The sequence below is a fragment of the Kribbella sp. NPDC006257 genome (assembly GCF_040613535.1).
Lineage (GTDB): Bacteria > Actinomycetota > Actinomycetes > Propionibacteriales > Kribbellaceae > Kribbella.
Genome location: NZ_JBEXSJ010000039.1, coordinates 1 through 12,336, shown reverse-complemented (window position 1 = coordinate 12,336; position 12,336 = coordinate 1). Strand labels below are relative to the sequence as shown.

Annotated in this window: 13 protein-coding genes and 1 pseudogene; 7 read left to right on the top strand and 7 right to left on the bottom strand. The window is 66.0% G+C overall.

The genetic code is table 11. From position 1 onward, the window contains the following. Positions 1 to 122 precede the first annotated feature (122 nt). Positions 123 to 257: a hypothetical protein gene (locus ABZ004_RS33540; RefSeq protein ID WP_355685308.1), complete on the top strand. Its 135-nt coding sequence runs from the start codon at positions 123 to 125 to the stop codon at positions 255 to 257. 24 nt (positions 258 to 281) lie between these two features. Here ABZ004_RS33540 and ABZ004_RS33535 read toward each other — a convergent pair whose 3' ends face one another. From ABZ004_RS33535 to ABZ004_RS33520, 4 genes are all read right to left on the bottom strand, one after another. Then, positions 282 to 971, bottom strand: a complete 690-nt coding sequence (locus ABZ004_RS33535) for a hypothetical protein (protein ID WP_355685307.1) — start codon at positions 969 to 971, stop codon at positions 282 to 284. Positions 972 to 1,289: 318 nt separating this feature from the next. Further along, positions 1,290 to 2,102, bottom strand: coding sequence for a hypothetical protein (locus ABZ004_RS33530; protein WP_355685305.1), 813 nt, complete (start codon positions 2,100 to 2,102; stop codon positions 1,290 to 1,292). 178 nt (positions 2,103 to 2,280) lie between these two features. Further along, the gene (locus tag ABZ004_RS33525; RefSeq protein ID WP_355685303.1) at positions 2,281 to 3,225 is read right to left on the bottom strand and encodes a hypothetical protein; all 945 of its coding nucleotides are present in this window, start codon (positions 3,223 to 3,225) and stop codon (positions 2,281 to 2,283) included. A gap of 72 nt (positions 3,226 to 3,297) precedes the next feature. Continuing rightward, entirely contained in the window at positions 3,298 to 4,986 is a 1,689-nt protein-coding gene (locus tag ABZ004_RS33520) for a histidine kinase (protein WP_355685302.1), read from the bottom strand. Between the two features lie 115 nt (positions 4,987 to 5,101). On the opposite strand from ABZ004_RS33520, the gene ABZ004_RS33515 reads away from it, so the two are divergent. The 5 genes from ABZ004_RS33515 (at position 5,102) to ABZ004_RS33495 (ending at position 10,203) form a co-directional block, all read left to right on the top strand. After that, positions 5,102 to 6,520, top strand: coding sequence for a hypothetical protein (locus ABZ004_RS33515; RefSeq protein WP_355685300.1), 1,419 nt, complete (start codon positions 5,102 to 5,104; stop codon positions 6,518 to 6,520). Further along, the gene (locus ABZ004_RS33510; RefSeq protein WP_355685299.1) at positions 6,517 to 7,995 is read left to right on the top strand and encodes an ATP-binding protein; all 1,479 of its coding nucleotides are present in this window, start codon (positions 6,517 to 6,519) and stop codon (positions 7,993 to 7,995) included. The genes ABZ004_RS33515 and ABZ004_RS33510 overlap by 4 nt, the downstream gene beginning before the upstream one ends. Beyond that, positions 7,992 to 8,693 (top strand): response regulator transcription factor, encoded by a 702-nt coding sequence (locus tag ABZ004_RS33505; RefSeq protein ID WP_355685297.1) that lies wholly within the window; start codon positions 7,992 to 7,994, stop codon positions 8,691 to 8,693. Before ABZ004_RS33510 ends, ABZ004_RS33505 begins: the two co-directional genes overlap by 4 nt. A gap of 357 nt (positions 8,694 to 9,050) precedes the next feature. After that, complete coding sequence (locus ABZ004_RS33500) at positions 9,051 to 9,443, top strand: VOC family protein (RefSeq protein WP_355685296.1); 393 nt, start codon at positions 9,051 to 9,053, stop codon at positions 9,441 to 9,443. A 19-nt stretch (positions 9,444 to 9,462) separates the two neighbouring features. Then, positions 9,463 to 10,203 carry an endonuclease/exonuclease/phosphatase family protein gene (locus ABZ004_RS33495; RefSeq protein WP_355685294.1) on the top strand — a complete coding sequence of 247 codons (741 nt, stop codon included), beginning with the start codon at positions 9,463 to 9,465 and terminating at the stop codon, positions 10,201 to 10,203. Positions 10,204 to 10,215: 12 nt separating this feature from the next. Here ABZ004_RS33495 and ABZ004_RS33490 read toward each other — a convergent pair whose 3' ends face one another. The 3 genes from ABZ004_RS33490 to ABZ004_RS33480 form a co-directional block, all read right to left on the bottom strand. Beyond that, positions 10,216 to 10,920, bottom strand: coding sequence for a fumarylacetoacetate hydrolase family protein (locus ABZ004_RS33490; protein ID WP_355685293.1), 705 nt, complete (start codon positions 10,918 to 10,920; stop codon positions 10,216 to 10,218). 77 nt (positions 10,921 to 10,997) lie between these two features. Further along, the gene (locus tag ABZ004_RS33485; protein ID WP_355685291.1) at positions 10,998 to 11,348 is read right to left on the bottom strand and encodes a DUF3140 domain-containing protein; all 351 of its coding nucleotides are present in this window, start codon (positions 11,346 to 11,348) and stop codon (positions 10,998 to 11,000) included. A 96-nt stretch (positions 11,349 to 11,444) separates the two neighbouring features. Further along, a complete protein-coding gene (locus tag ABZ004_RS33480) occupies positions 11,445 to 11,924 on the bottom strand; it encodes a DUF6098 family protein (protein WP_355685290.1) in 480 nt (159 codons plus the stop codon). A gap of 173 nt (positions 11,925 to 12,097) precedes the next feature. On the opposite strand from ABZ004_RS33480, the pseudogene ABZ004_RS33475 reads away from it, so the two are divergent. Then, positions 12,098 to 12,336: pseudogene (locus tag ABZ004_RS33475) on the top strand (transcription antitermination regulator); the annotation flags it as partial.

The following is a 12,336-nucleotide window of genomic DNA, read 5'->3' as shown; positions in this document are numbered from 1 at the left end:
GCTCGACCGTTGCCCTGCCTCCCCTACGCAGCCCCACCCTGGGCGCGATAGAAGCCTCTCGGGTACACCTCAGGTAGAAGGTGGAGTCGTGGGCCGGTGAACGCTCTTCACCAAGGGCCCCGATGCCTATCGAGGCCGGCCGGGCGGAACGGCAGGTGGGCGAGGAGAGCCGGCAGTCGCTGCTGGACGGCTCGAAGCACGACGGCCAAGACATTGATCTGTCGGACCATCGCGTCGGGACCGCTGAGCTCGCGTAGTCAGGCCAGCCTGCTCTGCCGGGTTCAGTCCGACGGGAAGTTGCCGTTGCCGTCGCCTCGGATGAACTGGCCCCACCCGTTGTCGGTGATTTCGTGCAGCCGGGCTGGGCGGCTCGGAGCAGCGTCGTCGGGTCGAGGAGCGCGGACCTGGCCGAGGTCGAATGGGGTGTCGTAGATGCGTCCACAGTGCTTGCACTCGAGGACGAGTTGATCGTCCACGATCGCGATCAGCAGCACCCGATCATCGAAAGAGCACGAGTACGCGGCCGGATAGTAGCCCGCCGGACGGTTGCTGTGGGCATCGTCTGTTCCCGGCGAGAGCTCGCGGCGCGGCTCGTGTTCGATTTTGATGGTCCGGCAGATCACGTCGTACCTGCCGTGCTCGTCGAACGAAATCCGAAAATGCCGCAGGTCTTCATCGAACCCCTGCTCCACCAGAGCCCTCACCCGCTCCGACCCCTCGAGCTCGCCCAACTCGAGGCCGAAGTCCTCCGGTACGCCGCTTTCCTGCACATCCCAATATCTCCAGCGGTACTCCACGACATCGTCGAAGACCACCTTGGTACGGCGGGCGACCCAGCCCTCACGGACCGGCTCGGTGGCCCACCACAACTCCATCGTCCCGAAGGCATCACCACGATTGGTGACCACCAAAACCGGCTCAGCGTCCCACCGCGTCCACAGGTAGTCACCGGGAAGAACACGGTATGCCACAGCCTGGCTCCTTACGGTATCTGAATTTCGAACGGGGAGTCGGGTGTCCAGCCGCTTTCGCCAGCATCCAGCTGGCGCTGGAGATCCCCTACCGCTGGTCTGCTCCGCGGCTGATCTACGTCAACAGCATGTCCGATCCGTTCCATGGTCGGCTCGAGCCGACGTCATCCGCGACGCTTTCCGCGTCGTGGAGGAGACGCCCCGTCAGTGTCGACTAGATCTCCATCGTTCCCCGGGCTCGCACGGTTTGTTGCCTGACTCCAACGTCGGCCCTTCGACAGTGACCATCTCCTTCGAGGCGCGGTGAGGTGCCGGCGATTATCCGATGGCTTTGTGAGCCGCCGTACTCGGTGCCGCAGCCCTGGGTCGGGCGATGTCTCGGCCCAGCCAGATGGCTACTGCTGGACCCAACAACGCTCCGCTGGTGAGGCCCAGAACGTTGTAGGCGGTGTCAAGGCGAAGGACGGCGGTAAAGGCGACGCCCACCAGGGCTACAGCCTCCGCGTAGGCGAGGATGCCGAGGCGGGAAGACAGTGCATCGTCGAGTCGGCACAATCGCCCGACGCAGCCCAGGCCCAGCGCTAGCACAACGAGTCCGGCGTACTGCGGGAAAGTCGTGACCTCGTGGATCGCCTCGGCGGAGCGTCCGACTGCGATCATGTTCTCGGGAGGCGTCGCCTCCCAGTCACTGTGTCGCCAGTAGCTGGTCAGCGCGAGGTAGATCAGATCGGTCACCGCGACCAGGACGCCACCGACCACGAAGAACAGCATGAGCAGCTGTGCCTCCGGCCGTCGGGGACCGACCATGTTCACCAACGTCACCGCCAGCACCATCAGGGCCAGGAACGCGATCGGGCCGAGAGTGTCGCGAACAGCTATGTCCCACAGGATCGAATGCTGGTGCTCGAAGTAGGAGACGTAATAGTCCGCCAGGTCTCGCGCTGCCCCGGCCGAGGTCTGCGTGTACGTCGGGCCCTCACCGAGCAAACCGCCGGCGGCCACAAGAAACAGCACCGTCTGACCGAAGATGCCGAACGCCGCGACAACGCTGGCAAACCTACCGATCCCGGCCCAACTCCACGCCCGGGCAGGACCGACGGAATCACCACCGGCGTTCGAATTGGCTGCCATCTCGACCCCGCTTTCTTGGTTCTTACCGGGCGACAATGAGCAAAGTCGGCTCGGGGTGAGAACCCGGCGACCGCTGAGGCCACGGTAAAGCCGCCCATGCCGATCAGGAAAGCCTGCTTTGGCCGAACTTGCCGCCTAGTGCCCCATGTCGTCCGACAAGGGCGGTTGCCGGAGAACGCTAGTTATTGGTGCGATGGATTCCCCAGTCGACGTTGCCCTCGTGTTCGGGTGTGTTGGTCACCTGGGTGACGCCGGTACCGTTTGCGCGAGCGGTGTAGATGTCGTCCTGGCCCAGAGTCGGGTCCCACAGGCTGAAGGCGATGTGACCGCCGTCGGGAGACCACACCGGCTCGAAGGCGAACGCGCCGCGTTTCACGTCGAGGTCGATCTTCTTCATTCCGGTGCCGTCGGGGTGGACCTTCCACAAGCGCCCGCGATAGTCATTGAACAGGATCCAATTCCCATCGGGTGACCAGCTGCCGCCATTGCGCACCGCTCCCCATGCCGTGATCTGGCGGATTTGGGCGCCGTCACTGTCGATTACGAAAAGAGCTGACTCACCGCCTTCGCCGCCCTGATCGCGGAACAACACGATGTGCTTTCCGTTAGGTGAGTAGTCCATCACCAGGTCCGTTCCGCCCTGGTACGGATTGGTAGTCAGTCGACGCAGACCTCGTCCGTCGCTTGAACGGACGGTGAAGACGCCAGAGTGGAACGACTCGTCGGCCAGATTCCACACCTCGCAGGCCAGCAGTTCGGCATCTGGCGACCACACGTTGCACCCGGCAACGAGGTCGGGGGCAGGACGCGGCAGGATCCGGAACCCGGCGCCGTCGGCGTCCTGGATCGCCGTACCCGTGCCGCCGGTCTCGGTGTTCATGGCCGGATAGGCCAACTGCAGGCCGTCAGGTGACCAGCGGGCGCAGCATCCCTGGCCGTAAGCCGGCGTCAGCTCCCGGACCCCTCCCCCATCGGGATCGGCGATGAAGATCTCGCTGTCACCGCGATCGAAGACGAGTTGACCGTTGGCGGGGTTACGGGCGGCGATCGCCGTACTGGACAAGCTGATACTGGCGGCTAGGAGCGCGGCGGTGGCAAGCAGCGCCGGTGCGATTCGGTTCATGGTGACGTCTCCGGTGGTGGGCTTGGATGACGCTCATCGTCCAGCGCCTCTCGGAGCCACGCCTCCGTGCTGTCACTGAGTCGGCGTGATCTGGAGCCTCGCGACGAGGTGGGTGCGAGCCCCGGCCGAATTCTCGAAGCACAGGTCGCCGGAGAGCGCGTCGACGCGGTCCACGGTGTCACCGAGGGACGACTGCCTCAGCTCGCCGTCGATGTCGAGGCAGATCAGGAGACAGCCCCCTTCAAGGCTCAGGCGCGCATCGACCGGCCACACTGCCGAGGCTCGGGCGACGAGCAGGTAGGCGGTCGTCTCGACAAGCCGGGGAAGCCGGTGGTCAGGCGCCTCGAGAAGCCGCAGCGGTGCTGACTCCGTGAGGGACGTCAGCGCTGCGCGTAGGCCTTGTTCGAGAAGCACGACGGGGAAGATTCCCCGGCCGAGCGTTCGCAGCTCGTCGAGTGCCTGTTGGACCGAGCCGAGTGCACCGACCAGCCGCTGCGAATCAGGGCCGGTGCGGCGTGCGAGGAGACTCATTGCGAAGGAAAGGCCGACCAGCCGTTGCTGGGCACCGTCGTGCAGGTCGCGCTCGAGCCGCCGGCGTTCCTCGTCGCCGGCGTCGATCAGGCGGAGGCGGGACGCACGCAGACTCGCAAGCAGAGCCAGCGATCTTGCTCGCAGCCCTTCGCTTTCGAGTGCGAGGTGGCCGGCATCCACCAACTCACGTGCCAGTACCGGGTCGTCGAGTAGACCTGGGCGGTGCACCACGACCGCGAGTTCGCGCCCGGCGTACGTGAGCGGCGTACAGCGGGCTGGGTCGGAGGGCCGCTCCAGCGGTGTGCCGTCCGGATCGACGTAACCACCGTCGTTCGTCTGGTACGCCAGCCGGAGCTGTGCGTCGCCGACGCGGCGCGCGAGCTCTGCCTGAACACCGCCGATCCGGTTACCCGTCTCCAGGTCGAGCACGAGGCGGGCGAGCGCGGCGCGTGTGCGTCGCGCGCGAACCATTTCGGTTGCGACGCCGACTGCGAGTACGAGGAGCGCGACGGCCTGCAGCTGCCACAGCGCACGCTCAACGGAGGTATATCCGCCGTACCCGGTATCGCGGTTCATCCACAGTCCGATTGCGGACGCCGCCAGGTAGGCGGCGCCACCGACGGCACAGACCGCGCTCTGGCGCCTTCTAAGGGCGCTGACATGCCTAAGCCGGACTGCGACCAGAGCCACCGTCACGATGGTCCATGTCAGGAGCGAGGCCAGGCCGGCTCGAGCGATCCACTCGGACACGCGGGCCTCAGGATGCAGCAACAAGAGATTGGCCGGGCAGTCGCCGCAGCCCTCGCCGACCGGATCGAAGAACAGTGCAGGTCCCAGCCCGAGGACGGCCACCGCGACGTAACCGGTGGCAACCAGTACGCGCAGGTGCCGAGCAGACGAGGTGGCCAGTAGGACGTGGCCCATAACGGCCGGGCCGAGGTGCGCCAGGACGAGCCCTAGCGTGAAGGTCGCGGCCCACCTGTTTGTCGGGTGCTGCCAGGACATGGCGAACCAGGCAACGGAAGCCGCTGCCGCCAGGCGCGCCGGAACAACCGGAGAGTGCCAGGCGAAGACCGCGGCGGCCAGCAGCGCGAAGCCGGCCACCGCGAACAGCAACAGGTCGCGGTGGCCTTCCGCGGCGAACGCATACCCGACAGCCCCAGCAGCGAGCCAGGTCGAGTAGGCCCCCAGCGCGGCTCCGCACCACGCAACGGCGAGCCGAACCGGCATGAGCGCATTGTTCCGCTGGAGTTGTCGAGGTGTCACGCTTTAAGCGCTCAGTGCCTGCACGGATCCGTCCCGGCGGGGCTGTCCCTAGCGTCGGTGGCGACGAGAGGAGATGACCATGCCCAAGTATGTCCTCGGTCTCGCAGCCACACTCGGCCTCCTGGCCGGCAGTTGTTCCGAGGCACCAGATCGTGCCGCCGGTAATGCCCACCAGGATCCGACGGTGCTGACGCTAGGCCACACCAACCGCGGCGGACCTTTTGACCAGCTCCTTCAGTGGGCCGAAGAGGTCGAGCGCCTGTCGGACGGCGCGCTGAGGATCAAGTTCGAGAACGCCTGGCGCGCCGACCCGAAGAGTGAGCAGACGTTGCTGACCGAGATTCGCGCTGGCAGGTACGACCTCGGTTCGGTCAGTGCCAGGGTGTTCGACCAGGTGGGATACCGCGGGTTCGAGGCGCTGTCGGCTCCGCTGCTCGTGGACAGCTACGAGCTCCAGACAGCTGTCTTCAAGCGCGGCATCCCGCGGGACATGTTGTCCGGCGTCTCTTCGATCGGCCTTGCCGGTGCCGCCGTCCTGCCGGGCGTCCTGCATCGTGTCGCCGGCAGCGACTTCGCCCCGACTTCGCCGCGGCTGCTCGCCGGAAAGGTGGTCGGTACACCGGACTCGCGGGTGGGCGAGGCGACGATCAGCGCCTTGAAGGCGAGGGCGCAAGGCCTCTTCAGTTCCGGCGACGTGAGCACGTACGACGCGATCACGGCCCAGCCGGCAGCGGTATCGGGCAACGGCTGGCAAGATCGGTTCCGGCACCTGGCGGGCAACATCGTGCTGTGGCCGCGCCCGCTCGTGATCGTGCTGGGGAACAAGGCCGCAGCCTTACTCGACGCTCGCCAACGCGAAATGCTCACCCGTGCTGGTGAGCATCTGTGGCCGTCTGCCATACAGGCCGCCCGCGAAGACGACAAGGTGGCGGTGCGGATCCTGTGCAGCGCCGGGGTGGTCCTGGACTATGGGTCCGGACCGGATCTTGCCGCGCTGAGAGCGGCACTTCAGCCGGTGTACGACGCGATCGCGCGTGATCCACAGAGCAAGACGTGGCTAGGCCAGATCGAGGCACTGAAGGTCGAGACCGCGGCGGCGACCGACGTTCTGGCCTGCCCCGGCAAGGCCGCGCCGGCGGCGACTGCGCACGACGGCATCCCAGCGGCAACCTACGAACGAACCGTGACCCTTGCGGAACTGAAAACTCATCCCCTGTACCAGGACTGGTGGCCGGCAGGAAGGAGCACCCTCACCTTCAAGGACGGCGTGATGACCCAGGTAAATCCCGTAGGCAATCTCCAGACCCACACGTACACGCTCTACCGAGGGCGCATCAAGGCCGAGACCAGCGGCCCGGTCGACTTCGTCGCGAGCTACCGGATCGACGGGGAAAAGCTCTACCTGACCGACTTCTCGTGGCCTGACTGTACTGATTGCGGTACCGACGAGGCCGCGTACGGCACGACCGACACCAAGCCGTGGATCAGGGTGCGGTGACCGCCCTCGCCGCCGTCGACCTGGCCATCGGGATCGTCCTCTTGGCCACCGGCGGCGCCGCGTGGTGGCGGCGTGCCGACAGCCGGGTCGGTCCGCTGCTGGTGCTCACCGGCGTGGCTTGGTTCGCCGGCTACCTGTCCTCTGAGCTCGCGTTCCTTCACCGAGGGCCGCTGGTTCAGGTGCTGCTGTCGTACCCCACCGGTCGCGTACGAGGATGGCTCGCACGCGGAACGGTGCTCCTCGCGTACGCTGCTGCGCTCACGGACGCGTTCCACGCATCACCCTTCCTCCAGATCGGCTTAGCCGGTCTCGTCGCTATCTCTGCAATGCGCGTCTTTGGCGCCGCTCGCAGAGCAGCACGGGCCGCGGCACGGCCCGCCCTCCTTGTGGCTTTCGCCTTCATGGGCGTTCTGGTGGTGGGCGGGCTGAACCAGGCGGCCGGCTGGCGGTTCGACACCGTTGTGCTGTTGGTGTACGACGCCGTGGTGGCCCTCGTCGCCGTTGTCCTCATGACAGACCTGTTTCGCGGCCGCTGGACGCAGGCAGCGTTGGCCGACCTCGTGACTACCGTCGGCCAGGACGTGGGGACCGGACTCGAGGCCGGGCTGCGCCATGCGCTGGGTGACGACAGCCTGCGCGTCGGCTACTGGGACGACGAGCGCCGTACCTATCTGGATGAAACTGGTTCGGTTGTGGCCGGCTCCGAAGCGGACCGGGCGGTGACGGTGATTGACGACAACGGGCCGCTTGCCAAGCTGTTCCACGACCCCGAGTTGCTGCGCGACCCCGCCTGGGTCGAGGGCGCCGTATCCGTCATACGGCTGGCGATCCGCAACGCCCGGATGCACGCGGAGATCGAGTCCGCCCTCGACGAGCTCCGCGACTCGCGGCGTCGCATCATCGCCGCGGGAGAGGACCAGCAGCGCGGAGTGCTCGACGTACTGGCCGCCGGGCCGCTCAACCAATTGACCAAGGCCGAGCACCTTGTCGCGGCATGCGATGAGTTGGACGGCGAACGCAACCGTCTCCTCACCGAGCTGACCGCCGTCCGCGCAGACCTGGACTCGCTCGTGCGCGGCATCCTTCCACCAGCACTCGCGGCCGGCGGTCTACCTGTGGCGCTGCGCCACCTGGCGGATCGATCCGCTACCCCGGTCCACGTGACAGTACGAGCCCAACGGCTTCCCAGCGAGACCGAGGCGGCGATCTACTTCTGCTGCGCCGAAGCACTCACCAACATCGGCCGGCACGCCCGGGCAACCAAAGCGACCGTCGAGGTCACCTCGGATCGAGACAGCGTGCAGCTCATAGTGGAGGACGACGGTGTGGGCGGCGCGGACCCTTCCGGTTCCGGACTGCGCGGCCTGGCGGACCGCGTCGAGGTCTTGGATGGCACCTTGCGGTTCGACTCACCCCTGGAAGGCGGCACCAGGCTCACAGTGCGGATCCCACTGCATGGAAAGGACCCATCGTGAAGGTTGTCATCGCCGACGACTCGATGCTGATCCGTGAGGGCCTGATCCGCCTCCTCGCCGAGGCCGGCGTCGAGGTCGCCGGAACAGCCGAGGACGCAGAGGGACTCCTGCGTGAGGTCGCCTTGTCTGCACCCGACGCGGCAATCGTGGACATCAAGATGCCGCCGACCCATAGCGACGAGGGACTGACCGCGGCTCGGCGGATCCGCACCTCCCACCCTCAGGTGTGCGTCCTCGTTCTCTCGCAGTACCTTGAGTCCAACTATGCCCACCGACTCCTCGCCGAGGCGCCCGGGCGGGTCGGCTACCTCCTCAAAGACCGCGTGCGGGACGTCGCGGTACTACGTGACGCGCTCGACCGGCTAGCCGCCGGCGAATGCGTGATCGACCCGGCGATCGTCGCCCGGCTGATGACCAAGCGCCGTGATGCCAACCCACTGGACTCGCTGAGCGAGCGGGAGCGGGAGGTGCTCGCACTCCTCGCCGAAGGGCGAAGCAACCGCGCAATCGCCGAACGGCTCGGCCTGAGCACCCGCACCTTGGAGACCCATGTCCGGCAGGTGTTCCTGAAACTCGGCCTCCTCGAGTCAGCCGAAGACCATCGACGCGTCCTCGCCGTACTCACCTACCTACGCACTGACCGCTCCTCACTTGGTTGGCGGACCCGCGACAAGGATGGCCCCACGCCCGGAGAGTGACCGAACCGCATGCTCTGACCAGCGTCGAGCGGAGTCGACAAGCGACAACCGCACCCCAACGTCGCTGAATGCTGGGGTTGACGGCTCGCGGCTACCGCGATGCGCCCGTCGTCGGCTGGGTGGCCCCGGCTCGGGCAGGTGACGGTCGATCCGGCGCAGGAGCCGCCCCACGACCGGCCACTCGGGCCAGCCCCGGCTAATCACCCGCTGCCCGGCCTACCGTGGATGCACCCGACCGAAGCGCGTGGCTCATGGGTGAGAGCAGCACCAGGATCGTTCGCCTTCGGGCGGATCTCGGCCGGTTCAGTAGTTGGAGCGTTCAGGGTCAGGGAACGGCTAGCTGGGTACCTCGGGGGCATGAACCAGATAGCGGGACTGGACCACGTCATCATCGGAGTGTCTGACTGGGAACGGTCGACCCGGTTTTACAGGGATGTGCTGGACGCAGAAGTGATTGAGCTGGGAGGCGGTCGGGTGGCCTACCGGTTCGGTAGTACACAACTCAACGTCCATGGCCCCGGAGTCGATTTGTCCAAGAATGTGGCTCGCCTGCCGGTTCGCCCGGGGAACACTGACTTGTGCCTGCGTTGGAACGGGTCGGTTGCCGAAGCGATCCAGTTTCTCGAGGATCGAGGCGTGGAGGTGGAAACCGGCCCGGTTGAACGTCCGGGTGGATCAGGCTTGGGAATCAGTGTGTACTTCCGAGACCCCGACGGCAGCTTGCTGGAGCTCATCGTCTATGAACGGTAAATGCGGCCGGGTGCGTTTGATGACACGGAACGTCTGGGGTCGATTCGGTGCCAACTGGCCGAAGCGAGAGGACGCGATCGTCTCAGCCATCGAAGCACTCGAGCCCGACGTGATCGCCCTACAGGAGGTCTGGTCAACCTCGCAGCTCACTCAGGCCGACGTGCTTGGTGCCCGCCTTGGGCTGGACACAACTTTCGCGAAGTCGCGTATGCCACAAGATGAGGACCCAGAAGTCGAGCTGGGCCTGGCGGTGATGAGCCGTTGGCCTTTGTCGGCTGTCCACCAGCACCGCATCGGGGGCGAAACGATCGCCCTGCACGCCGAGTTGGCACTGCCCGGCCACCAGGTCCACTTTCTGACGACTTGTTTGGACTGGGAAGAAGATCACGACGACGAACGGATGGCTCAGGCGGAGGCGCTGGGTGAACTGGTCGGCCAGCTGCGATCGGACGACCACCTGGTGGTGCTTGCTGGGGACCTGAATGCTCCTCCGGACCGGCCCGAGATCGGTGTCCTGAAGGCGGTGATGACCGACTGCTGGTCGGGTGAGTCCGACGCCGGCCATACCTACAGCTCCGGGAACCCCTACCTTGGCCACGGCGAGTGGATCGAAGACCATCGGATCGACTACATCCTCGCCGCTCATCGCGACCCTCACCGCTTCGAGGTTCTGGGAGCGGGACTGACAGGCCGGGCCGACAGCTCGGATCTGACACCTTCCGACCACTACGCCGTTTTCGCAGACCTGACCGTCGAATAGCCTGCAAACTGCTTACGGGGCGACGTGTATTGAGGTCTCACCTAGACCGGCGATGGCGGCGGTGACGCGGTGACCGGGTTGGATCGAGCGGTGGATCAGTGAACCTCCGATGACACGGTCTCCCGCCCGGAGTTGCTCGCCGAGCCCGCCGAGTAGCCGTGCCATCGCCCAGACTGTGTAGGTCGGATCGAGCTCGACCAGGGGCTCGAACTTGGCCCGCCCATCAACCTCAAGCCTTGCCCGTACAGAAGCGACGCTGGCGAGCTTCTGAAGGGGACCGAAGCTGACCGCGCGATGAAAGACATTCGAGATGATGGTGTCGGCAGTAGGGGCCTGCTCGTCGACGTCCACGATCTCCAGTGCCACGGCGAGGCGAGCGATTGCTTCCAAGGCCATGGCGGGACTGGTATCAGGCGGTAGATCGTGAGCGATTTCCACGGCAAGTTCAACCTCGGCGCACAGATCGACCGTCGGGCCGGCGATCATCGGCGTTGATCCGGCGATAACTGTCTCGCTTGTCAGATACCCGAAGATGCGACCGCCGGCCCCCTCCGAGGTAGTCACACCCGGCATGTCCGCGGCGATCTTCCAGCCCACAGAGGTGGCACCGTCCAGCAATCTGCGCTTACGGACCTGCAGCTGTCTTTCGAGCGCGCGCTTGACCGATGCCGAAAATCGGACGGGACCATCGCCATATCCACCAGCTACTGCCGCCACCTACCGCCTCCAAATCAGTACAGTGCGTAGTCTGCTGCCACCCCGGTTGCCCTCTCTGTGCGGCGTGGGGTGGAAAGTCAGCGGAGGTTTTCGCCGACCGGTTTGAGGGGGTCGTGGCCGATTGACATCAGCTTGTGGCGCCAGGCCGCTTGTCCGGCCGTCGGTTCCAGCTCCTCGCCCCGCTCCCGGCGTACCCTCCGGACCACCCGCCGCATCAGCTCGATGTCCTCGTCGGCCAGGTCCGACCGGCGCTTCCCGAGAATCCGCACCACCTGATCACCCAAGTCGTGTCCGGTGTCGCCACGCAACGGTTCCACCGACCGCCCCGCCGAGCCGGTCCGCAGCCAGTCCTCCAACTCCCGCGAAGTCATGTTCACCAGTTCGTGAAACTCGTTCCACAAGTCATCCTCGATTAGGTTCTTGGCCATCAGTGCGCTTCCTCCCTTCTTCTGTCTTCAGCTCTGACGCCTGTACCCAGACATCCGAACTCCACCCGCTAGACGACATCACCCACGCGAGTCTGTTCAGGGGCTTGCGTTCGACTGCCAGGCGCGGCTGCGGGAGGTACGGCCGACGTGGAAGTGGCGGCGGTAGTGCTGCTCGGCCGCGGTCAGTGCGGACTCACCGATCCGGGCGACCGGATGGACGTCGACGACGAGTGGCTCGTGATCCGGGCCACGGCCAACCATCCGGCCGGTCAGCAGCCAGGGAAAACGCTCGGGTTCGTCGCCGAGTTCGGCGTACAGGCAGACCCGGCGGGCGATCCAGTCGGCAACCGACCGCGGCCACCAGGGTTCCGGGCTGATCGTCGTCGCGGACAGCCCCGGCAGCCGGACCTCCCCCTCGTAGTCGATGCTCGGCCCGGCTTCGGCATCCGGCGCGGGACCGGCCGAGTGCCTCAGGTACATCCCCGGGCGTTCCTCGACCAGGCGCACCAGTTCTTCGAAGTCATCGACCACCGGTAGCTCTTCGTTCTCGGTGGCGGGCGGCCGCGGTGATCTCAATGGTTTCACCTCTCTTCAATACGCCGAAGGTCCTGTCATGACGGACTTTCATGCCGTTGGGTACCCCGAGCGCAGCGTGTCATTCAGGCCGGCCACGCTTTTGCCGGACCGTTGAGGTGGAGACTGGGATATCGGTCGGTAGTCAGCCGGCCTTGTACGAGGCGGTGACGCGAGTGGAGCAGAAGGAACTGATCGCGGTGGTGAGCGAGGTGGCTGCCTCGTTCAGGTTGCCGATGGACCTGGACGAGGCACTGGAGCGGATCACCAGCAGCGCGGTCGACACGATTCCAGGAATCGACCACGCGAGTCTGTCGGTCACAACTAAGGCCGGCAAGATCCAGACCCTGGCACCCACCGACCCGGTCGCTACCCGAGCCGATCAACTGCAGTACGACCTGCGCGAAGGGCCCTG

Excerpts from the sequence above, each read along its gene's own strand:
- ABZ004_RS33540 (WP_355685308.1), top strand. The coding sequence starts at position 123 with ATGCCTATCGAGGCCGGCCGGGCGGAACGGCAGGTGGGCGAGGAGAGC.
- ABZ004_RS33530 (WP_355685305.1), bottom strand. The coding sequence starts at position 2,102 with ATGGCAGCCAATTCGAACGCCGGTGGTGATTCCGTCGGTCCTGCCCGG.
- ABZ004_RS33525 (WP_355685303.1), bottom strand. The coding sequence starts at position 3,225 with ATGAACCGAATCGCACCGGCGCTGCTTGCCACCGCCGCGCTCCTAGCC.
- ABZ004_RS33520 (WP_355685302.1), bottom strand. The coding sequence starts at position 4,986 with ATGCCGGTTCGGCTCGCCGTTGCGTGGTGCGGAGCCGCGCTGGGGGCC.
- ABZ004_RS33515 (WP_355685300.1), top strand. The coding sequence starts at position 5,102 with ATGCCCAAGTATGTCCTCGGTCTCGCAGCCACACTCGGCCTCCTGGCC.
- ABZ004_RS33500 (WP_355685296.1), top strand. The coding sequence starts at position 9,051 with ATGAACCAGATAGCGGGACTGGACCACGTCATCATCGGAGTGTCTGAC.
- ABZ004_RS33495 (WP_355685294.1), top strand. The coding sequence starts at position 9,463 with ATGACACGGAACGTCTGGGGTCGATTCGGTGCCAACTGGCCGAAGCGA.
- ABZ004_RS33485 (WP_355685291.1), bottom strand. The coding sequence starts at position 11,348 with ATGGCCAAGAACCTAATCGAGGATGACTTGTGGAACGAGTTTCACGAA.